This is a genomic window from Pseudomonas sp. RtIB026 (assembly GCF_016861355.2).
GTDB lineage: Bacteria > Pseudomonadota > Gammaproteobacteria > Pseudomonadales > Pseudomonadaceae > Aquipseudomonas > Aquipseudomonas peradeniyensis.
The window spans coordinates 2,843,079-2,862,874 of sequence record NZ_AP023348.2 but is presented as its reverse complement, the minus strand read 5'-3'; the positions used below and the strand labels follow the sequence as shown (position 1 = coordinate 2,862,874).

General features: G+C 65.5%; 21 protein-coding genes and 1 pseudogene. 19 read left to right on the top strand and 3 right to left on the bottom strand.

What is annotated here, in order from left to right; all coding sequences use genetic code 11:
- The first annotated feature begins 5 nt into the window (after positions 1-5).
- The 3 genes from PRtIB026_RS12975 (at position 6) to PRtIB026_RS12965 (ending at position 3,359) form a co-directional block, all read left to right on the top strand.
- Positions 6-1,343, top strand: coding sequence for an HlyD family type I secretion periplasmic adaptor subunit (locus tag PRtIB026_RS12975; RefSeq protein WP_203647281.1), 1,338 nt, complete (start codon positions 6-8; stop codon positions 1,341-1,343).
- A 1-nt stretch (position 1,344) separates the two neighbouring features.
- Entirely contained in the window at positions 1,345-2,673 is a 1,329-nt protein-coding gene (locus PRtIB026_RS12970) for a TolC family outer membrane protein (protein ID WP_203647282.1), read from the top strand.
- Positions 2,674-2,750: 77 nt separating this feature from the next.
- A complete protein-coding gene (locus PRtIB026_RS12965) occupies positions 2,751-3,359 on the top strand; it encodes a hypothetical protein (protein WP_203647283.1) in 609 nt (202 codons plus the stop codon).
- A 6-nt stretch (positions 3,360-3,365) separates the two neighbouring features.
- Here PRtIB026_RS12965 and PRtIB026_RS12960 read toward each other — a convergent pair whose 3' ends face one another.
- Positions 3,366-4,148, bottom strand: coding sequence for a FecR domain-containing protein (locus tag PRtIB026_RS12960; protein WP_203647284.1), 783 nt, complete (start codon positions 4,146-4,148; stop codon positions 3,366-3,368).
- A 504-nt stretch (positions 4,149-4,652) separates the two neighbouring features.
- Here PRtIB026_RS12960 and PRtIB026_RS12955 point away from each other — a divergent pair.
- The 7 genes from PRtIB026_RS12955 to PRtIB026_RS12925 all read left to right on the top strand — a co-directional run bounded on the left by PRtIB026_RS12955 (position 4,653) and on the right by PRtIB026_RS12925 (position 10,905).
- Positions 4,653-5,027: a hypothetical protein gene (locus tag PRtIB026_RS12955; protein ID WP_203647285.1), complete on the top strand. Its 375-nt coding sequence runs from the start codon at positions 4,653-4,655 to the stop codon at positions 5,025-5,027.
- 151 nt (positions 5,028-5,178) lie between these two features.
- Positions 5,179-5,523, top strand: a complete 345-nt coding sequence (locus PRtIB026_RS12950; protein WP_110739533.1) for a metalloregulator ArsR/SmtB family transcription factor — start codon at positions 5,179-5,181, stop codon at positions 5,521-5,523.
- Positions 5,524-5,544: 21 nt separating this feature from the next.
- Positions 5,545-6,828 (top strand): arsenic transporter, encoded by a 1,284-nt coding sequence (locus tag PRtIB026_RS12945; RefSeq protein WP_069017405.1) that lies wholly within the window; start codon positions 5,545-5,547, stop codon positions 6,826-6,828.
- Between the two features lie 15 nt (positions 6,829-6,843).
- Positions 6,844-7,314: an arsenate reductase ArsC gene (locus PRtIB026_RS12940; protein ID WP_203647286.1), complete on the top strand. Its 471-nt coding sequence runs from the start codon at positions 6,844-6,846 to the stop codon at positions 7,312-7,314.
- Positions 7,315-7,641: 327 nt separating this feature from the next.
- Positions 7,642-8,667 carry an IS110 family transposase gene (locus PRtIB026_RS12935; protein WP_203646634.1) on the top strand — a complete coding sequence of 342 codons (1,026 nt, stop codon included), beginning with the start codon at positions 7,642-7,644 and terminating at the stop codon, positions 8,665-8,667.
- 487 nt (positions 8,668-9,154) lie between these two features.
- The gene (locus tag PRtIB026_RS12930) at positions 9,155-9,685 is read left to right on the top strand and encodes a hypothetical protein (protein WP_203647287.1); all 531 of its coding nucleotides are present in this window, start codon (positions 9,155-9,157) and stop codon (positions 9,683-9,685) included.
- Positions 9,686-10,041: 356 nt separating this feature from the next.
- Complete coding sequence (locus PRtIB026_RS12925) at positions 10,042-10,905, top strand: sensor domain-containing diguanylate cyclase (RefSeq protein WP_203647288.1); 864 nt, start codon at positions 10,042-10,044, stop codon at positions 10,903-10,905.
- Positions 10,906-11,011: 106 nt separating this feature from the next.
- Here PRtIB026_RS12925 and bla read toward each other — a convergent pair whose 3' ends face one another.
- Positions 11,012-11,887, bottom strand: a complete 876-nt coding sequence (bla, locus tag PRtIB026_RS12920; protein ID WP_203647289.1) for a class A beta-lactamase — start codon at positions 11,885-11,887, stop codon at positions 11,012-11,014.
- A 205-nt stretch (positions 11,888-12,092) separates the two neighbouring features.
- On the opposite strand from bla, the gene PRtIB026_RS12915 reads away from it, so the two are divergent.
- From PRtIB026_RS12915 to glsB, 8 genes and pseudogenes are all read left to right on the top strand, one after another.
- Positions 12,093-12,410 carry a hypothetical protein gene (locus PRtIB026_RS12915; RefSeq protein WP_203647290.1) on the top strand — a complete coding sequence of 106 codons (318 nt, stop codon included), beginning with the start codon at positions 12,093-12,095 and terminating at the stop codon, positions 12,408-12,410.
- A 99-nt stretch (positions 12,411-12,509) separates the two neighbouring features.
- Entirely contained in the window at positions 12,510-12,893 is a 384-nt protein-coding gene (locus PRtIB026_RS12910) for a tautomerase family protein (protein WP_203647291.1), read from the top strand.
- A 50-nt stretch (positions 12,894-12,943) separates the two neighbouring features.
- Positions 12,944-13,162, top strand: a complete 219-nt coding sequence (locus PRtIB026_RS12905) for a hypothetical protein (RefSeq protein ID WP_244670912.1) — start codon at positions 12,944-12,946, stop codon at positions 13,160-13,162.
- Positions 13,163-13,179: 17 nt separating this feature from the next.
- Positions 13,180-13,860: an HD domain-containing protein gene (locus tag PRtIB026_RS12900; protein ID WP_203647292.1), complete on the top strand. Its 681-nt coding sequence runs from the start codon at positions 13,180-13,182 to the stop codon at positions 13,858-13,860.
- A gap of 93 nt (positions 13,861-13,953) precedes the next feature.
- Positions 13,954-15,123 carry a MerR family transcriptional regulator gene (locus PRtIB026_RS12895; RefSeq protein ID WP_203647293.1) on the top strand — a complete coding sequence of 390 codons (1,170 nt, stop codon included), beginning with the start codon at positions 13,954-13,956 and terminating at the stop codon, positions 15,121-15,123.
- A 25-nt stretch (positions 15,124-15,148) separates the two neighbouring features.
- Positions 15,149-15,706: pseudogene (locus PRtIB026_RS12890) on the top strand (HD domain-containing protein); the annotation flags it as partial.
- A 9-nt stretch (positions 15,707-15,715) separates the two neighbouring features.
- The gene (locus PRtIB026_RS12885) at positions 15,716-16,222 is read left to right on the top strand and encodes a GNAT family N-acetyltransferase (RefSeq protein ID WP_234562457.1); all 507 of its coding nucleotides are present in this window, start codon (positions 15,716-15,718) and stop codon (positions 16,220-16,222) included.
- Positions 16,223-16,488: 266 nt separating this feature from the next.
- Complete coding sequence (gene glsB, locus PRtIB026_RS12880; protein ID WP_028691427.1) at positions 16,489-17,406, top strand: glutaminase B; 918 nt, start codon at positions 16,489-16,491, stop codon at positions 17,404-17,406.
- Between the two features lie 7 nt (positions 17,407-17,413).
- Here the strand turns inward: glsB and PRtIB026_RS12875 are convergent, their stop codons facing one another.
- Positions 17,414-18,448 carry an AraC family transcriptional regulator gene (locus tag PRtIB026_RS12875; RefSeq protein ID WP_203647295.1) on the bottom strand — a complete coding sequence of 345 codons (1,035 nt, stop codon included), beginning with the start codon at positions 18,446-18,448 and terminating at the stop codon, positions 17,414-17,416.
- A 283-nt stretch (positions 18,449-18,731) separates the two neighbouring features.
- Here PRtIB026_RS12875 and PRtIB026_RS12870 point away from each other — a divergent pair, with 283 nt between their 5' ends.
- Complete coding sequence (locus PRtIB026_RS12870) at positions 18,732-19,634, top strand: SphA family protein (RefSeq protein ID WP_232856931.1); 903 nt, start codon at positions 18,732-18,734, stop codon at positions 19,632-19,634.
- Positions 19,635-19,796: the final 162 nt, after the last annotated feature.

Below are 19,796 nucleotides of genomic sequence, written 5' to 3'. Positions count from 1 at the left end.
CGATCATGATCCATTCCATGCAAACCGAACTGCTTCCGGCCGACGCCAACCCGATCGACCTCGACGTCGGCAAACCCGTGCGCTGGGGCCTGTGGCTGGTGCTCGCCGGCTTCGGCGGTTTCCTCCTGTGGTCATGGCTGGCGCCCCTGGACGCCGGCGTGGTCGCCACCGGCACGGTCAAGGTCACCAGCAACCGCAAGGCCGTGCAGCACCTGACCGGCGGCACCGTCGAGGCGATCCTGGTGCACGAGGGTGAGCGGGTGAACAAAGGCCAGGCGCTGGTGCGCCTCGACGCCCTGCATGCGCTGGCCGAGCAAGGCGCGGTCAGCGCCCAGTACATCGTCAGCAAGACCGTGGAGAATCGCCTGGAGGCCGAACGCGACGGCCACGACACGGTGACCTTCGCCCCTGCCCTGCTGCGCCAGTTCGAAGACGATCCGCGGCTGTTGGCGGCCATGGACCTGCAACAGCACCTGCTGGCGACCCGGCGCGCGGGCCTGGCCGGCGAAATCGGCATCCTCGAGGAGAACATCGCCGCCTCGGCGGTGCAGCTCAAGGGCCTGCAGCAGGTGTATGGCGCCCGCGCCTCGCAGATCGGCTTCCTCGGCCAGGAACTGCAAGGCACGCGCATGCTCGCGGCCGAAGGCTATGTACCGCGCAACCGCCTGCTGGAGCTTGAGCGCAGCAACGCCGACCTCTCCGCCGGCCAGGCCGAGAACCTCAACAACATCGCCCGGGTACGCAGCCAGATCAACGAGCTCAGGCTGCGCGTCCTGCAGCGCCGCCACGACTACCTCAAGGAGGTGCAGTCGCAGCTGACCGACACCGCCAAGGAAAGCACCACCCTGGCCGACCGCCTGCGCGCCCTGGACTACGAAGTGACCCATACGATCATCCGCGCGCCCATCGACGGCATGGTCCAGGCCTTGAGCATCGCCACCGTCGGCGGGGTGGTCCAGCCCGGCAGCCGGATCATGGAGATCGTCCCGCTCGACGAGCCACTGCAGGTCGACGCGATGATCCCGGTGCAGGCCATCGACCGCATGACCCCGGGCCTGGCCGTGGACATCGCCTTCCCCGCCTTCAACCACGCCAGCACGCCGAACATTCCCGGGCGCGTGCTGACCGTCTCCGCCGACCGCCTGCTCGACGAGGAGAGCAAGCAGCCGTTCTACCTGGCCCAGGTGGAAGTCACCGCCGACGGCATGGCTTTGCTCGGCAGCAACCATATCCGCCCCGGCATGCCCGCCACCGTCACCATCAAGACCGGCGAGCGCAACCTGCTGAGCTACCTGCTCAAACCCCTGCTCGAACGCGTCGACGCCGCGTTCAAGGAGCAATGAGATGAATCGCCATTGCCTTGGCCTGTGCCTGCTGACGCTGGCGTTGCCGGCCGGCGCCATGGACCTCAAGCAGGCCTGGGACCTGCTGCAGTACCAGGGGCCGATCTACCGCGCCGCGGTGCATGAACAGCAGGCCGGCCTGGAAAACCGCGCCATCGGCCAGGCCGGCCTGCTGCCGCAGGTCAACGCCTCGGCCTACGCCAACCGCATCGACGGCAGCCAGCGCCAGCACGGCATCGACAACGACCTCGACTATGACGCCACCGGCGCCAACCTGCGCCTGCGCCAGCCGCTGTTCAACAAGCAGAAGATGGCCGAATACCGCCAGGGCCAGCAACGCGCCGACTACAGCGTGGCGGTATTCGACGCCAAGAGCCAGGACGCCGCCGTGCGCCTGGCCGACAGCTACTTCGACGTGCTCCTGGCCAGCGAGACCATCACCCTGGCCCGGGCCAAGCTCGGTGCCTTCGAGGAGCAGCTCGGCTCGGCCAGGCGACGCATGCAGCTTGGAGCCGGCACCATCACCGACATCGACGAGTCCCTGGCCCGGCGCGACCTCGCCGAGGCCGAGCTGATCGAGGCCCAGGACAACCTGGCCAACGCCAGCCGCAAACTGGCCGAGTACATCGGCGAGACACCCGTGTCGCTGACCACCCTGCAGGCGGACTTCGCCACCCCGCCGCTGCTGCCGGACAACCTGCATGACTGGCTGGCCAGGGCCCAGGCCGACAGCCCGGTGATCCAGGCGCGCCGGCACAGCTACGCGCTGGCCGAGGAAGAGGTCAAGCGCGCCAAGGCCGGCCACTGGCCGACCCTGGACTTCGTCGCCGGCTACACCGCCGGCAAGAGCCAGTCGATCTCCGAGCTGAACCAGCGCAACCACTACAGTTCGATCGGCCTGGAGCTGAACATCCCGCTGTACAGCGGCGGCGGCGTCAGCGCGCTGAGCCGCCAGGCCAGCGCCAACAGCGCCAAGGCCCTGGACGAGCTCGATGCCACGCGACAGGAAGTCATCACTGGCACCACCCGCGAGTTTCGCGGCGTGCAAAGCGGCGCCCTGCGCGTGCACGCGCTGGAAAAGGCGGTGGCCTCCAACGAACGCTCGCTGCTATCGGCACGCAAGGGTTTCAGTGCCGGCGGCACCAGCACCAACGCCGATGTGCTCGACGCCGAGGAGCTGCTGTTCGTGGCACGGCATGACCTGTTCGAGGCCAAGCTGCGCTACCTGATGTCGCGCCTGCGCCTGGCCTCGGCGGTGGGCAGCCTGGGGGATGATGACATCGACCAGATCAACCGGTACCTGGGGCCGGAGTTGTTGGTGAACAACTAGATTGAGATACAGCCCGCGACATCGGCCCACAGTTTGGCGATACTGCTCAGCCCTCATCCATGAAAAGGACTTCGCTGATGAAGCGACTGCTTGCCCTCACCCTCCTCACCCTGGCCATCGCCGGCTGCGACAAGGCCGACCAGACCACCGCGGCGACCGGCCAATGCGCCAAGGACACCGACTGCAAGGGTGAGCGCATCTGTGAAAGCGGCCAGTGCGTCAACCCGCAGCCTCAGGCCGCGCTATTGGCCAAGCCTACCGTCAGCGCACCGCTGGCGCCGAGCATTGCCTATGAGCCGCTGCCGATCAGCGACGAAGGTGCCGGTCCGTTCAGCGTCCAGGGCATGGAAATGGGCACCGCGTTGAACTACCAGTCCCGGGCAGGCGTGATGAACGTCATGGAGTCTGTCGTCGCCGACGCCGAAGGCACCGGCTACGTCGCCATCGAGAAAGCCTACGCCTTCGGCCCGAGCCGCTATGTGCTGGTGGTGTCCACGGGCGAAGGCGGCAATGCCTGCCCGGCGTCCACCTATGTCTTCAGCTTCGATACCAGCGGCGAGTACGTGGACGGCAAGGCCGAGGTGGACGGCTGTTCGGAAATGGTCGAAAGCATGGCCGAAGGCAACAAGCTGACCATCAAGAAGGATGGCGCCGCGACCGTGGTGTACAACGGCCAGGTGAAGTGAGTGGGCTCAGGCCGGCACCACGTTGGCCCAGTACCCCAGTACCCGCTGGATCCGAACCGGCAGGGTCTCGGTCAGCAGCATCAGGCTGGCATCCGGTTGGTCGAGGGACAATGACCTGCTGACCTGCAATCGCGCGATCTGCGGGTCGCACCTGAGCACGCCTGGGCGATAGTTGTCGAGTTCCTCGAGCACCTCGGCCAGGGGCATGCGCTCGGCCACCAGGTGTCCGTGGGTCCAGGCGCCGGCCCCGACTGGCAACGCAACACTCGGGATGCTGCCCGTGTCGCCGAACAGTTGCTGCCACCCGGCTTCCAGTGCCAGCGGAGCGGCCGAACCCCACGCGATCGATGCCACGCCATCAAGCATCTGCACCAGGGTCGCGGATGCTTGTTGCTGGACGATCAAGCGCGCCGCCTGCCCCGGCATGATCCGTACCTGGGTGGTTCGCAGGCTGACACCGGCGCCCTGTGTCACCTCCAGCAGCACCCGCCCACGTTGCAAGGTCACGGCGCGGCCAGCGTTGTCCAGTGCGCTGCGGCTGTCCAGTAGCACCGAAAGGCCCGGTGCCAGTCGCCAACCGCGTCGTTGTCCGGTGCCGGTGGCGCAATCGCTGAACAGCGTTGGCAGCACGCCACCTTGGTTCACGCCATAGCCACTGGCGAGAAGTACGCCGGTCGCGGTCAGGCTGCCGAGCAGCGTTCGCCGCGACACCTTCGCCCGGCCACCCTGGGGCTGGGAGTCACGGTTCTGGATCAGGTCCATTGCCGGGTCGCGGTGGGTTGAAGACATGCGGCGACTCTCTGGGGAGGGCGAAAAGGTGCTTATGATAATCCTTATCATTTACTTTTTGCCAGTTGCTCTGACTCGCTCTGGGGGTGTTCGCCGTAACCGTTGCAGCGCCTATCAGATCGAGCGCCGCCCGCGCGGCGCATCGCGGCACAAGGCCGCTCCTACATCTGTTTCGGGCCAGTCAATCCTGTGCCATCACCTGGTACGCCTTGTGAGTACCGCGCGGTTTCAGCGTGGGCACCAAGGCAGGCAACCATGGCCTGACAGGTTCGGTACGTTGCAACAAATGTAGGAGCGGCCTTGTGCCGCGATGCGCCGCGCGGGCGGCGCTCGATCTGATAGCCGCTGCAACGGTTACGGCGAACACCTTGAGGACAAGAATCGGGACACCCCCCCCTCCAGAACTTTTTCCATTTTCCCGGTCTATTGGGTGAGTGCATTCCTCGGTTGCTCCAACAGCCACCGAACGCACGCTCACCTGCCATTCAGAGGTTGTCTTCTCTCATGAAATTCCCTGCCCAATGCATGCTGCTCGTTGGCCTGTTCGCACTCGCGGCCGCAGGCTCGGCATCCGCCACACCGATGAAGACTTCGACACCTCACACCCTCGACCTGGCGGACCGCCAGGCCAGCGAAAACCCTTGGCCAAGCCTGGCCAGCGCACCCTCGGCAGCGCTGCTGGCCCATGACGACCGCTACCGGCACGACGAGCGCTGGCACGATCACCGCGACGACTGGCGTCGGGAACAGTGGCGCCGCGAACAATGGCGCCGGGAGCAGCACCGCCGGGAAATGGAACGGCAACGTTACTGGGAACGCCATCACGAGCGCGCCCTGCGTCATCGCTATGACGACGACCACCGCTACTATCGTCGCTGAACAGCCCACGCGCTGCCTGCTTCCCTCTGGAACAAAACATAACGTGCTGATTTAGCTTGCACAGCGTGGGAGCGGGCTTGCCCCGTGATGGGGTTGCGCGATACATACGAAAATACGTATATTCGATTTTCCATATGTATAGGCCATCACCATGCTCACGCCTCCTGAGGTATTCAAATGCCTCGCCGACGAGACTCGCGCCCGTGCCACCTTGCTGATCGCCCAGTCGGGCGAGCTGTGCGTCTGCGAGTTGATGTGCGCCCTCGGCGACAGCCAGCCGAAGATCAGCCGCCACCTGGCCCAACTGCGCAACTGCGGCCTGTTGCAGGACCGCCGCCAGGGCCAGTGGGTGTACTACCGCCTCGCCCCACAGCTCCCCGCCTGGGTGCATGACCTGCTGCAACTGACCCTGCGAGCCAACGAAACCTGGCTGCACGACAACACCACCCGCCTGCAGCACATGGACGGCCGCCCGCAACGCGCCGCCTGCTGCTGAACCTGCCCCCGGAAAACACCCATGCTGATCGCGATCGCGGTATTCGTCTTCACCCTGGTGCTGGTGATCTGGCAACCCCGTGGCCTGGGCGTGGGCTGGAGCGCGGCACTCGGCGCGCTGATCGCCCTGGCCGTCGGCGCGGTCTCGCTGCAGGACATCCCGGCGGTCTGGGCCATCGTCTGGAACGCCACGGCCACCTTCATCGCCATCATTATCATCAGCCTGCTGCTCGATGAAGCCGGCTTCTTCGAATGGGCCGCCCTGCATGTGGCGCGCTGGGCCAATGGCAGCGGCTACCGCCTGTTCGCCTTCTGCGTGCTGCTGGGCGCGGCGGTGTCGGCGCTGTTCGCCAACGACGGCGCCGCGCTGATCCTCACCCCCATCGTCATGTCGATGCTGCTGGCCTTGCGCTTCTCGGCCGCCACGACCCTGGCGTTCGTCATGGCCGCTGGTTTCATTGCCGACACCGCGAGCCTGCCGCTGGTGGTGTCGAACCTGGTCAATATCGTCTCGGCGGACTATTTCGGCCTGGGCTTCGGCGAGTACGCCGCGGTGATGGTCCCGGTGAACCTGGTCAGCGTCGCCGCCACCCTCGGCGTGCTGTGGCTGTTCTTCCGTCGCGACCTGCCGCGTCACTATGCCCTCGATGCGCTCAAGGCCCCCGAAGCGGCGATCCATGACCGCGCCACCTTCGTGGTCGGCGGCTGGATGCTGCTGGTGCTGCTGGTCGGGCTGTTCGCCCTGGAACCGCTGGGCGTGCCGGTCAGCGCGGTGGCGGCGGTGTGCGCGGCGATGCTGTTCGCCGTCGCCGCCCGCGGCCATCGCATCTCCACCCGTCGCGTGCTGCGCGAGGCGCCCTGGCAGGTGGTGATCTTCTCGCTGGGCATGTACCTGGTGGTGTACGGACTGAAGAACGCCGGCCTCACCGACCTGCTCACGCAACTGCTCGACCGCCTGGCCGCGCACGGCCTGTGGAGCGCCACCCTCGGTACCGGCCTGCTCGCCGCCTTGCTGTCGTCGGTGATGAACAACATGCCCAGCGTGCTCATCGGCGCCTTGTCGATCCAGGCCAGCGATGCCCAGGGTCTGGTACGCGAAGCGATGATCTACGCCAACGTCATCGGCTGCGACCTGGGCCCCAAGATCACCCCCATCGGCAGCCTCGCCACCCTGCTCTGGCTGCACGTACTGGAGCGCAAGGGCATGCGCATCACCTGGGGCTACTACTTCAAGGTCGGCATCCTGCTGACCCTGCCGGTCCTGTTGATCACCCTCTCGGCCCTGGCCTTGCGCCTGAGCCTTTGATACCCGGAGCGCCCCATGCGAGTCCTGTTCATGTGCACGGCCAACAGCTGCCGCAGCATCCTCAGCGAAGCCCTGTTCAACCACCTGGCGCCGCCGGGCTTGCAGGCCGTGAGCGCCGGCAGCTTTCCCCGGGGCCAGGTGCTGCCGCGCAGCCTGAGCACCCTGCAACAGGCCGGCATCGCCATCGAGGGGCTGAGCAGCAAAGGCAACGACGCCTTCGCGGACAACCCGCCGGACATCGTCATCACCGTGTGCGACAAGGCCGCCGGAGAAACCTGCCCGGTGTACTTCGGCCCGGCGCTGAAGTGCCACTGGGGGCTGGCGGATCCGTCCGAGGTGGTGGGCGACGAGCAAGCCATCGACGCCGCCTTCCGCGCCACCCTGGCGCATATCGAACGGCGCTGCCGGGCGTTTCTGGCCCTGCCATTGGCCAGCCTCGGGCGCGATCAGCTTGCGGTTGAGCTGGAGAAGATCGGCAGGCTTTGAGCGCTGGTCCTTTCGAGGTGTTCGACGGTAGCTTTGCAGCGTTCTTGAGATCGAGCGCCGCCCGCGCGGCGCATCGCGGCACAAGGCCGCTCCTACATCTGTTTCGGGCCAGTCAATCCTGTTCCATTTCTTGGTACGCCTTGTGGGTACGACGCGGTTTCAGCGTGGGCACCACTGCCGCCTCACCTGTCTCAAGACATGCTCCAAGGCTGACAACCATGGCCTGACAGGTTCGGCACGTTGCAACAAATAATGAAATGGCTACCCCCGCCCCACCCTGTGTCAGCCCTCTAAGCTTTCACAGGGTGCCTATCGGAGTGCAACGCCATGAACACTGTCGCCATCATCGCCATCGACCTGGGAAAGTTGAGCTTCCATGTACACGCTCAGGATGATCGGGGTCATGAGCTCTATCACCGCAGGTTCAACCGTGAGTCACTCATCCGCCACCTTGCCAATCTTGCGCCCTGTACGGTGGCGATGGAGGCCTGTGGTGGCTCTCATTTCATGGCGCGAGAGGTGACGAGACAGGGTCATACGCCCAAACTTATTCCCGCACAGTTCGTTCGCCCCTACGTGAAAAGCAACAAGAATGACTTTGCCGATGCTGCCGCTATCGGTGAGGCGGCAACCCGCGATCAGATGCGCTTCGTGCCTCCCAAAACCGAGGCCCAGCAGGCGCTGGCGATGCTCAATTCACTGCGCGACAGCTTCATCAGAGACCGTACTGCCACCATGAACCGCATCCACGCTTATTTGCTCGAGGTGGGGGTCAGTTTGGCACCCACCTTCAAGGCGGTCCGGGAGCTCCCCATTCTGCTGGACGACAGTACCTTCTCACCGTTGATCAAGAAGCTGTTGCTGGACCTACATGCCCACTTCCGCTATCTCGATGATCGGATCAAGGCTCTAGACAAGGAAGTGCATAGCCAGGCCGTTAGCGATGATCTTGCTTCCCGTTTGATGTCGATACCTTGTATTGGCCCGATCACCGCTACCGCCCTGGCTGCGGAATTGGGTGATGGTAAGCAGTTCCGCTGTGGGCGAAATTATTCAGCCTCCATAGGCCTGGTTCCCAGGCAGCACACGACAGGCGGCAAACCTTGCCTGGGGCGAATCAGCAAGCGGGGCGACGGCAATCAGCGACGACTGCTGATCCAGTGCGCGAGGGTCTATCTGATTGGGCTGGAGCGCAAAACCGGCAAGCTGGCGGACTGGGTACGTGGCTTGCTACGTGTTCACCACCCCAACCTGGTGGTGTGCGCTATCGCCAACAAACTGGCCCGAATCGCCTGGGCCATCACGGCACACCACAGCGAATTTGATGCAGGGTCAAGCGCCATGAACGCTTGACCCTGCAGACACACGAGTAACAACCCACCTGGTTTTGCGATGCTGCACACAGATGACGTGAACGGTATACCGGCCTGGCGATCAACCTGAGCTCCTACTCGGCTTCAGAAGCCGAACAAATATCTAGGCTCGTCGGGCGCGATTTTCATCGAGGCGCGGGACCAACCTCCCACACGACGCCGTATAGATTGACGCAAACCAAACTCACGCACATCTCAGTACAGTATTGCAGAAATGGGGGTAACCATAGATGTAGGAGCGGCCTTGTGCCGCGATGCGCCGCGCGGGCGGCGCTCGATCTCACAGGCGCCGCAACACGCTCGTCGAACCCCAGGGAAAATGGCAATCTAAGCAACAGGATGTTCAAGGGAGTCATGGCAGCACTGGATCGCATATTTCATGGTCTTCACCAGCAAGGGTTGCTGCGCCTGGTCGAACGCCAGGCCAGCCAGGCCGATGGTTCCTGAACGCTAGGAAAACGCTGCACGTGTTCAAACTGACCGCGAAATACCTGGCCCTCATCGGTGTCTGTACGCTGGCGAACGCCCTCCTCTACCTGAACAACCTGTGGGTGTTCTACAAGGAAGGGGAAGAGTTCTACTACCTTGGACTGATCATCCTCGGCCTGGCCCTCGTTGCCTTGCCGGCGTGCCTGCTCTGGGGCATCGGTGTCCTGCGCCGTGAGCCGGTGCATACGCTCCACAGCCGCAGCCGGCGCCTGATCACCCTGCTGGCCTGCTCGGCCCTGGCTCTTCAGGCGTCGCAGGCGGTAATGGACTATGTCCACCTGGATCGATACGGCCTCACCGAGGCGTACCTGTGGTCCAGTGGTAGCGAGAACTTCAACCTCATCTCGATGCGTGGCAAGGCGCTTTGCACGATAAGCACCAAGACCGGCGTGCACTTCGAGGATGTGAACGGAGATGGCTTCCCGGACATGATTCCCGAACAGCATCAGCCCATGCGTTACTTGCCGGCGAGCGACACGTTCGACAATTGCCCGTTCCTCGGTGGCTAGGTGAGGCAACATGGGCGATCCGGCGCTGCTCCACGAGTCAACCTGCACACAACATGAGCCTCGTACAAACGCGTTCCTTCAACTTCTGCCACGCCCGGTCTACTCAGCCGAGGCATAACCCGGCACCCGCCTGCGCAACAACCATCGTCGAGCTGCTGGGGCGGTTGCCGTTTCCACCCGACAGGGGCACTGAAGCAGCCGACGGTCTGCTTGCCCACAGGTAGTGTGCCGCGCCCCCGAGCCTGTGTATGCTGCACGGGCGCGGCAAGCGGCCCCCGGCGGCTTGCAGGACCTCGCGCCGCCGCCCTGCGTGATCGGACCATGACCGGGCTACCCGTATCGGACACCCCTGCCCTATGCCCGTCGACCTGCAAGCGCTCTACCCCAGGCTGATCCACCTGATGCTGGACACCGTGTTCGTGGTCGACCGGGACGACACCATCGTGTTCGTGAGCAACGCCTGCGAAGCCTTGCTCGGCTATCGCGCCGACGAACTGACCGGCACCCCGATCACCCGCTACATGCACCCGGACGACCTGGAAACCACCCGCGCCTCGATCGTCCGGGTCATGGACGGCACCCCGCACTTCGACTTTCGCAACCGCTATGTGCGCAAGGATGGCGAGATCGTGCATATCCTCTGGGCGGCCTTCTGGTCCGACGAGGTGGGCGCGCGGATCGGCGTCGCGCGCAACATCACCGCCCTCACCCAGGCCGAGCAGGAACTGCGCTTTCTCGCCCATCACGACCCGCTGACCAAGCTGACCAACCGCTCGCTGTTCAACGACCGCCTGGCCTCCGCCCTGCGCGCCGCCCGTCAGCAGCAGCGACGGCTGGCCCTGCTGTTCCTGGACGTCAACGACTTCAAGGGCATCAACGATGTGCACGGCCACGCGGCCGGCGACCGCGTGCTGTGCACCATCGCCCGACGCCTGCAGGACAGCGTGCAGGAAGCAGACACCGTGGCGCGGATCGGCGGCGACGAGTTCATCGTGCTGCTGACCGATGTGCCGTCGGAGGACGCCGTGTACGAGGTGGTCGAGCAGATCGCCATGGTCATGGAGGAGCCGCTCGGGGCCGAGTTCGGCGATGTCAGGATGCCGTCCTGCAGCATCGGCGTGGCCTGCTATCCCAGCGATGGCGAGGATGCCGACACCCTGCTCAGCCATGCCGATGGCGAGATGTACCGCAAGAAGCGGCGGCGAGTGCGGGTGGGGTGATGGCCTGTTGTGGCCTCATCGCGGGGCAAGCCCGCTCCCACGCTGATGAGCACGCGCAACCACTCGTGGGAGCGGGCTTGCCCCGCGATGTGGCCCGCACACTTGCTCAGCCCTTCCAGGCCTCCACCACGATCCGCGTGGCCGCCGCAATCGTCTCGCTGTTCCACGGCGCGTCCTGTTTCGTAGCACGGCTGAACACCACCAGGATCCACGGCGCCCGGCCCTTGGGCCAGATGACCGCGACATCGTTGGCCACGCCATAGTCACCCGAGCCGGTCTTGTCGCCCACCACCCAGTCCTTCGGCAGCCCGGCGCGAATGCGCGTGTCGCCGGTGGTGTTGCCCTTGAGCCAGGCCTGCAGCTGTTGTTGCGCGGCGGCGGGCAGGCCATCGGTGAGCAGCAGGCGCTGCAGGGTCATGCCCATGGCCAGGGGCGTCGTGGTGTCACGCGGATCACCCGGCAAGGCGGTGTTCAGCGTCGGCTCGTTACGGTCGAGGCGGAAGGTCGGATCGCCCAGGCCACGGACGAACGCCGTCAGCCCGGGTGGACCACCGACCAGCTCGAGCAGCAGGTTGCCGGCGGTGTTGTCGCTGTACTGCACCGCGGCGGCGCACAGTTCGGCGACGGTCATGCCAGGCCCGACATGCTTTTCGGTGACCGGCGAATAGACCACCAGTTGCTCGGCGCCATAAGCGATGCGCCGCGCCAGCAAACCCGGCTCGGACGCGCTGCGGTGCAGGACGGCACCGGCAAGGACGGCCTTGAAGGTGCTGCAGAAGGCGAAGCGCTCTTCGCCACGCCAGGCCAATTGCCGACCGCTGCCGGTGTCCAGGGCCCACAGGCCGATGGTACTGCCGCTGGCCGCCTCGAGCTGTTGCATCGCCTGGCGCAGCGAATTGTCCGCCCAGGCGGGCAGGGCCAGCAGGGCCGAGCAGCCGAGCGCGCCCTGGAGCACGCGCCGGCGGCTGAGGGTGGGGATCATGCAGGCATTCCTTAAGAAAATGAGCAAAACGCGAAGGCTAGAACGTTTTAGCACCTGAGCCAAGCACCGCCTTGTCCCTCCAGCAGGACCAGCCATGCCGTGGGAAAGCGGATTCTTTTCGCGCCACTGCCCTGGCCACCCTTGCGTTGACCGGCAAAAGGCAGGACAGTAACCGGGTGTTCCCGCAATGAAACGGAGATTCGCCTTGACTACCGATCGCCTGAGCCTGCTCCAGTTCGAGCAACTCAGCCTGAAGCCCGCCGCCGCCAGCCAGTTCGCCCTCTCGCTGAAGGACCTCGAACAGCTGACACTCCCCGAGCGCTACGCCTATCGTGCTGCCCACTACCTGGGCGACATGGCCGAGGCAGAGAACAGCCAGCAGCTGGCTGTCGCCAAGGAGCAGGGCATCGGTTTCACCCAGGGCCTGCTCACCGCCGCGGCCATCGAAGACGCCCTGGCGAAAAGGCTGATCGAGGTCTTCAATAACGCGAGCGAGCGCGCCTCCAAGCTGCTGCCACAGTAACGGTAGTTGCCTTCCCGAGCCCGGCGCCTGTCCGGGCTCATACCTGATCCTGCCCTACCAGCTCCTGCGTCTCGCCTGGCCATCGTCCAAGGAGTCCACATGCCACTGGTACGCATCGATATCAAGCGCCACCCCGACCCGGCTCATCTGCGCACACTCGGCCAGATCGTCTACGCCTGCATGCGGCGAACGATCAATGTGCCCGAGCACGACAATTTCCAAATCCTGACCGAACACGACGGCGACCGCCTGGTGAACGACCCGCAATACCTGGGCATCCAACGCTCCGACGGCCAGGTGTTCATCCAGATCACCCTCAACGAAGGCCGCACCCTAGAGCAAAAGAAAGCGCTGTACCAGGCCATCACCGAAGGTTTCGAGCGCGAGGCCGGCGTGCGACCGGAGGATGTGTTCATCAACCTGGTCGAGGTGCGCAAGGAGAACTGGTCGTTCGGCAACGGTATCGCCCAGTACGCCAGTTGACGGCAGTGGGCCGCCTGGCACCGTCCTTACCCTGGCCGCAGGAGCCTCCGATGATCAGCGAACTGTCCGTTCATGTCCTGTTCCGCAGCCTGTGCTATCCGCTCGGTTGGCCACTGGTGAAGCTGGCCACGCTGGGCAGGTACCCGTCCAGGGGCGCCTGGTACGCGGAGCGTGCCGAGGCCGAGTGGACGGCGGCCATCGGCCTTGTCGTACTCTTGCTGCTACTGATGCTGTTGCTGGGGCAATTCAACATTGCGCCTTTCCCCTGATCCGCTGGAGCCCCTCGTTGACCAACGCACCCTTCTTTCCCTTGCAGGCCCTCGCGGCCGAGTTGCTGCCCCACCTGCCCACAGACAGTAACGACGGCTCCCATGACCTCGCCCATCTGCAACGGGTCTGGAGCAATGTCCGGCGTATCCAGGCCAGGGAAGGCGGTGATCTTGAAGTGCTGCTCGCCGCCACCGTGCTGCACGATTGCGTGGCGGTGGAAAAGAACTCGCCCCTGCGCGCGCAGGCCTCGACGCTGTCGGCTGAACGCGCCGCCGCGATCCTCGCCGACATGGGCTGGCCACTACCGCGCATCGAGCAGGTGGCCCATGCGGTGATGACCCACAGCTACTCGGCGGGCCTTTCACCGCAGAGCCTGGAAGCGAAGATCCTCCAGGACAGCGATCGCCTGGACGCCATGGGCGCCGTCGGCATCGCCCGCTGCTTCTATGTGGCCGGGCGCACGGGGTCGGCACTCTATGACGCCGAGAACCCCACTGCCGCAGGGCGGGACTATCGCGACAACCACTTCGCCATCGAGCACTTCCCAACCAAACTGCTCAAGCTCAGCTCGGGCTTGCAGACCGGCGAAGGCGCGCGCCTGGCCGCCATCAGGCATCAGCGGCTGGCGTCGTTTCTCGCCGAATTCATGGAAGAGGTCGGGGTGGATCCGGCCTGCGCCCTGTCGACCCAGGCTTGAAGGACACCAGCGCCACCTCTTTTTGCGAAAATCCGCTTTACCTGTCTATAACTTCATAGTTCATCATCGCCCCACTGCATGAGGGGAAGACTGGTGTATCGCATTTCCGAACTGGCGGCGAAGGTGGGCCTGAGCCGCTCCACGTTGCTCTACTACGAAAAACTCGGGCTGGTGTCCTCGCGGCGCCAGGCCAACGGTTATCGCACCTACGGCAAGCAGGACCTGCAGCAGCTGCGGCTGTTGCAGCAACTGCAGGCCGGCGGCCTGAGCCTGAAGGAATGCCAGGCCTGCCTGGAGGCGCGCCTGGACCGCGCGGCCCTGCTCGAACGCCTGCATACCCTGGACGAAGAGATCGCCGCCCGGCAACGCTCGCGTGACCTGCTGGCGGCGATGCTCGGCTTGTCGTCCATGCGCCCCTGGCACCAAGCCCTCGAGCAGCAGGCGCCCGGCGCCCACCTGGCGTGGCTGCGCCGGCAGGGATTCAATGAGAAACAGGCCCTGCGCCTGAAATGGCTGTCCCGCGACATGAACGAACACGACCGCTACATGGCCGACTTCGAACGCATTTTCGATGGCCTCGAGTACCTCGGCCCAGGCTCGGCACAGGACTCACTCAAAGCACTGCACGCCTTGCCCCACGCCCCCGCGACACTGCTGGACATCGGCTGCGGTCGTGGCGCCTCCAGCGTGCTGCTGGCCGAACACAGCCAGGCACACATCACTGCGCTGGACAACGACGAGCTCAGCCTGGGCTGCCTGCGTGCGACCCTGGTCGCCAAGGGCCTGCAGGCGCGGGTCACGCCGATTTGCGCGAGCATGACCCAGCTGCCGTTCGCGCCCCGGCACTTCGACACGATCTGGGCCGAGGGCTGCGCCTACATCATGGGCTTCGACAACGCCCTGGCGTACTGGCGCACCTTTCTCAAACCCCAGGGTTACCTGGTGGTCAGCGACCTGGTGCGGGTGGCCGACCGGCTCACTCCCTCGGTCGAGGCGTTCTGGCAGGCCGCCTACCCCGACCTGCACAGCGTCGACACGCGCCTGGCCGCCATCGCCCGCCTGGGCTATCGCACCCTGTCGCACTTCCCCTTGAGCGCGCAGGCCTGGACCCACTATCTGGAGCCGCTGCGCGAACGCGTGGCCAGCCTGGCGGACGAGGACTTCGCCTCCCAGGCCCTGGCCGACATCCGCCGCGAACTCAAGATCCACGAAAACCACCTGGGCGAGTACGGGTATCATCTGTTCGTCATGCAGACGCGCTGAACCCGCCCCAGGACATGGAGTCACCATGAACATCGAAAAACTGCAGAACCGCCTCGCCTTCCTGCGCCAGGCCGAACAACTCAAGAGCGTGATCCGCAGCGCCCACACCTCCAGCGGCCGCGCCGAAAGCACCGCCGAGCACACCTGGCGGCTGTGCCTGATGGCCATCACCTTCGCCGACGAACTGGGCGATCTCGACCTGCTCAAGGTGCTGAAGATGTGCCTGGTCCACGACCTGGGCGAGGCCATCAGCGGCGACGTCCCGGCCGTCAGCAAACAGGGCTTCCCCGACAAGAACCGGCAGGAACGCGAAGACCTGCTGCACCTGATGTCGAGCCTGGACGCCGCCCTGCGCGACGAGATCATGGCGTTGTGGGAGGAATACGAGGCCGCCACCTCGGCCGAGGCGCAGGCGGTCAAGGCCCTCGACAAGCTGGAAACCCTGCTGCAACACAACCAGGGCCGCAACCCGCCGGGCTTCGACTATGCCTTCAACCTCGACTACGGCAAGCGCTATACCGCCGCCACGCCGCTGTTCGAGGCCCTGCGCGGCCTGATCGACGCCGACACGCGCCGGCATCTCGACAATGGCATCAGCCTGCGCGACGAGCGCCCGGAGGACACCGCCACCATCGGCCAACTGACCGAGGCCGCCTTTGCCAACGCCGAACACAGCAGCCACACCGAGCAGTTCATCGTCGCTGCCCTGCGTCAGGCCGGACAACTGACGGTGTCGCTGGTGGCGGTGGAGGCCGGCGCCATCGTCGGCCATGTGGCGATCTCCCCGGTAAGCCTGTCGTCGGGCGCCAAGGGCTGGTACGGACTGGGACCGGTCTCGGTGCTGCCGCAGCGTCAGGGCCAGGGCATCGGCTCGGCGCTGATCAACGCCGCGCTGGCCCGCCTGCACGGGCTGGGTGGCCAGGGCTGCGTGGTGCTGGGCGACCCAGGGTACTACGGCCGCTTCGGTTTCAAGGCCCAACCGGGCCTGAGCTTGCCGGGCGTGCCGGCCGAGTACTTCCAGGCCCTGGCCTTCAGCGGTGATGTGCCGAAGGGCAGCGTGCAATACTCCACGGCGTTCGAGGCAACCGCCAACGCGTAAACGCGATCACTGTAGGAGCGGGCTTGCCCCGCGACGGCGTCGGCAGCCACAACCTTGTCACCCGTGCCGACGCTATCGCGGGGCAAGCCCGCTCCCACGCTGAAACCCTGTTCCCTGCGCGACAGCGCAGCCCGGAAGGGCTGTGTGATCTCCTACAGGTTGCGCATCAGCACGCGAGCCAACGCGAACAGATGTGCTCCGCAGCCAGCAACCATCGTCTACCTGAACGTTTTCGAACGCGCCTTTCCTTCGCACCAGGTTTCCCGATGCAAGCACTCCTGCAAGAGATCCTCGACCACGTCCGCCCCCTGCTCGTCCAGGGCCAGGTGGCGCAATACATCCCCGCCCTCGCCCAGGTCGACCCGAACCAGCTGGGCATCGCCGTGCAGAGCCTGGACGGCCAGTTGCACTGCGCGGGCGATGCCCACACGCCGTTCTCGATACAGAGCATCTCCAAAGTGTTCAGCCTGGTGCAGGCGATCAACCACAGCGGCGAGGACATCTGGTCGCGGCTGGGCTACGAGCCTTCGGGCCAGGCGTTCAACTCGCTGGTGCAGTTGGAGGTGGAAAAAGGCCGGCCACGCAACCCGTTCATCAATGCCGGGGCGCTGGTGATCTGTGACATCAACCAGTCGCGCTATGCCACGCCCACCCTGTCGATGCGCGACTTCGTCCGCCGCCTGGCGGCCAACCCGCGCATCGTCAGCGACACGGTGGTGGCCGAGTCGGAATACCAGCACCGCGCGCGCAACGCGGCCATGGCCTACCTGATGCAGGCCTTCGGCAACTTCCACAACGATGTCGACGCGGTGCTGCGCAGCTACTTCCACCACTGCGCGCTGTCCATGAGCTGCGCCGACGTGGCCCGCGGCTTCGCCTTCCTGGCCAACAGCGGCTACTGCCCGCACAGCGGCGAGCAGGTGCTCAGCCCGCGCCAGGCACAGCAGGTGAATGCGATCATGGCCACCAGTGGGCTGTATGACGAGGCCGGCAACTTCGCCTACCGGGTCGGCCTGCCAGGCAAGAGCGGCGTGGGCGGCGGCATCGTCGCGGTGGTGCCAGGGCGCTACAGCATCTGCGTGTGGTCGCCAGCGCTGAACGCCTCGGGCAACTCGCTGGCGGGGCTGCGGGCGCTGGAGCTTTTGAGCGAGCGGATGACCGGGTCGGTGTTCTCGGCGGTCTGAGCGCCCCCTACAGGGTCGGGCTGTCGCGCCAGGCCGAGGGGCTCTGTCCGGTCCAGCGCTTGAACGCCCGGCGAAAGCCGCGCACATCGCTGTAGCCCAGCGCTTCGGCAATGCGTTCGATGGGCATGTTCGGGTTGCCCAGCAGGCTCGTTGCCCGCGATTGGCGCACCTGCTCCTGCAAGCCTTCGAAGGTCACGCCGTGCTCGGTCAGGTGCCGGCGCAGGGTACGGCTGCTCATGTTGAGGTCGGCGGCGACACTGTCGATCCGGCAGCCCCCGGGCAGGTCGCGGGCGATGGCGCGCTCCACGCTCTGCAGCAAGCTGGCCTTGTGCTGCAGCGGCGCGCACTCCAGCTCCAGCAGTTTGAGCGCCTGGCGCAGGGCGACCGGCTGATGCCCGGGCAACGACTGGTCGAGCCAGCGGCTGGCGATCACCATGCGGTTGTGCAGGCAACCGAACGCTACTGCCGGCCCTAACAGATGCACGTAAGTGTCCCGGTAGGCCGGCGCGGGATGGGTGAACTCGAAACGCAGCGGCTGGAACTCGGTACCGATCAGCGTCCGGCCGTAGACCATCAGGCTGGCGAAGAACTCCTCCACCGCGAACACCTGGATCTCGGCGTAGGGCAGCCGGCAGTCGACCTCGATAAAGGTCTCCCGCTCGTCCTCGTGAAGACTGTAGACCGCGATGCCGCCGCTGGCGTGCTGGTAGCGCGCGCCTACCTCGAAGGCATCGCGCAAGGTCCTGCACAACGACAGCACGTGGCCGAGCAGGCCCAGGGTGCCCAGTACATTGCGATGCCCGACCCACAGCCCGAGGCCCTGCCCGGGCAAGGCCTGCAGGGTGCGCTGGATCAGTGCCACGGCCTGGCGACAGGCGATGCGCTGGGCCGGGTCCTGCAGCTCGGCCGGGGTGAAGCCCAGGCCTCGACACAGCCGCTCGCCGTCCAGGCCACGGTCGCTGGCGAGCTGGAGCAAGGTCTGCAACATGAACGGCGAGGCCAGCGCCAGGTCGAGTTGCGGGTCAAGGGGGGTACTGGGCATGAAAGGCTGCTCCCGGGCCGAGGCGCCTGAGGTTCTTGTTGTCGGGGGCACTGCGCTCGGCGCCGTCATGATATCGCGCAGGGACGCGCCCCGACGGCGAGAGTAACAAAATATTGCAGAGTGTCCGGCAAAGCCCCCCTGCCTGTCCGGCACGGCCCTGCGCCCCCAGGCGGCCAGCGCTTATTTGTATAGGGCGGCACAACGCCGCTCGCCCACAACAATAAGAACGAGCCCGACCATGAACCCGACCCGCCTCGCCTGGCTGCCCCCGGCAGCCGCCTGCATGCTCAGCGCCAGCCTCGCCCTCCCGACCCATGCCACCGAAAACGGCGTGGACAACATCGGCCCCGGCACCGACGGTTTCTTCGTCCTGCCGCTGAACGTCGACCAGCTGCCGGCGCACATGTTCGCCTTCAATCTCTACTACAACCACTACCAGGCGCGAAAACTGGACATCAGCTCGCTCGGCGGCAAGGTCGAGCAGGTGAAGATCACCTCCGATGCGATCATCCCGCGGCTGGACTACCTCAGCCCGCTGCGCCTGTTCGGCGGGCGGGTCGGCGGCTACGTGGCGCAGCCCTACATGCGCCAGCAGGTGGCGATGTTCGGCCAGCGCAGCCGCCGCGAGAGCCAGGGCGACGTCACCATCGCACCGATCATCCTGTGGGACATGGGCGCGGACCTCACCCTGGGCGCGGCGCTGGAGATCACCCTGCCCACCGGCGACTACGAAGCCACGCGCATGGCCAACACCAGCAACAACTTCTACACCTACAAGCCGCTGCTGTCGGCGACCTGGCTGCCCAGCGAGCGTAGCGAGCTGTCGGTCAAGGCCACCTACAGCTTCAACGAAGAGAACCATGACACCGACTATCGCTCGGGGCAGCTGTTCCACTTCGACTATTCGGCCAGCTATCGGGTGACCGACAACCTGCGCCTGGGGGTCAATGGCTACTACGTGAAGCAGACCACCGACGACAAGCAGTTCGGCCGGACCGTGAGCTTCATGGGTGAGGATGTCGATGATGGGGTGCGCGGGCAGGTGTTCGCCATTGGCCCGGCGCTGCATTACACCTTTCTCGAGTACGCCAGCATCGAGGCGCGCTGGGCCAAGGAGTTCGCGGTGCGCAACAGGCCGGAGGGGGAGATGTTGTGGGTCAAGCTGAGTTTGCCGTTTAGTTTGTGAGGCCCGATCAGTTGCTAATTTCAGCGTTTACGTCTTGATCGCCGGGGCTGCTTTGCAGCCCTTTCGCGGCACAAGGCCGCTCCTACAGGGAGTGCGGTCGCCTGTAGGAGCGGCCTTGTGCCGCGAAAGGGATGGCCGCCCATTCAGGGAAATGCATGAATT

Bases quoted from the DNA above. Each gene is read 5' to 3' on its own strand.
- PRtIB026_RS12975 (WP_203647281.1), top strand. From the start codon at position 6: ATGATCCATTCCATGCAAACCGAACTGCTTCCGGCCGACGCCAACCCG.
- PRtIB026_RS12970 (WP_203647282.1), top strand. From the start codon at position 1,345: ATGAATCGCCATTGCCTTGGCCTGTGCCTGCTGACGCTGGCGTTGCCG.
- PRtIB026_RS12965 (WP_203647283.1), top strand. From the start codon at position 2,751: ATGAAGCGACTGCTTGCCCTCACCCTCCTCACCCTGGCCATCGCCGGC.
- PRtIB026_RS12960 (WP_203647284.1), bottom strand. From the start codon at position 4,148: ATGTCTTCAACCCACCGCGACCCGGCAATGGACCTGATCCAGAACCGT.
- PRtIB026_RS12955 (WP_203647285.1), top strand. From the start codon at position 4,653: ATGAAATTCCCTGCCCAATGCATGCTGCTCGTTGGCCTGTTCGCACTC.
- PRtIB026_RS12950 (WP_110739533.1), top strand. From the start codon at position 5,179: ATGCTCACGCCTCCTGAGGTATTCAAATGCCTCGCCGACGAGACTCGC.
- PRtIB026_RS12945 (WP_069017405.1), top strand. From the start codon at position 5,545: ATGCTGATCGCGATCGCGGTATTCGTCTTCACCCTGGTGCTGGTGATC.
- PRtIB026_RS12940 (WP_203647286.1), top strand. From the start codon at position 6,844: ATGCGAGTCCTGTTCATGTGCACGGCCAACAGCTGCCGCAGCATCCTC.
- PRtIB026_RS12935 (WP_203646634.1), top strand. From the start codon at position 7,642: ATGAACACTGTCGCCATCATCGCCATCGACCTGGGAAAGTTGAGCTTC.
- PRtIB026_RS12925 (WP_203647288.1), top strand. From the start codon at position 10,042: ATGCCCGTCGACCTGCAAGCGCTCTACCCCAGGCTGATCCACCTGATG.
- bla (WP_203647289.1), bottom strand. From the start codon at position 11,887: ATGATCCCCACCCTCAGCCGCCGGCGCGTGCTCCAGGGCGCGCTCGGC.
- PRtIB026_RS12910 (WP_203647291.1), top strand. From the start codon at position 12,510: ATGCCACTGGTACGCATCGATATCAAGCGCCACCCCGACCCGGCTCAT.
- PRtIB026_RS12905 (WP_244670912.1), top strand. From the start codon at position 12,944: ATGATCAGCGAACTGTCCGTTCATGTCCTGTTCCGCAGCCTGTGCTAT.
- glsB (WP_028691427.1), top strand. From the start codon at position 16,489: ATGCAAGCACTCCTGCAAGAGATCCTCGACCACGTCCGCCCCCTGCTC.
- PRtIB026_RS12875 (WP_203647295.1), bottom strand. From the start codon at position 18,448: ATGCCCAGTACCCCCCTTGACCCGCAACTCGACCTGGCGCTGGCCTCG.
- PRtIB026_RS12870 (WP_232856931.1), top strand. From the start codon at position 18,732: ATGCTCAGCGCCAGCCTCGCCCTCCCGACCCATGCCACCGAAAACGGC.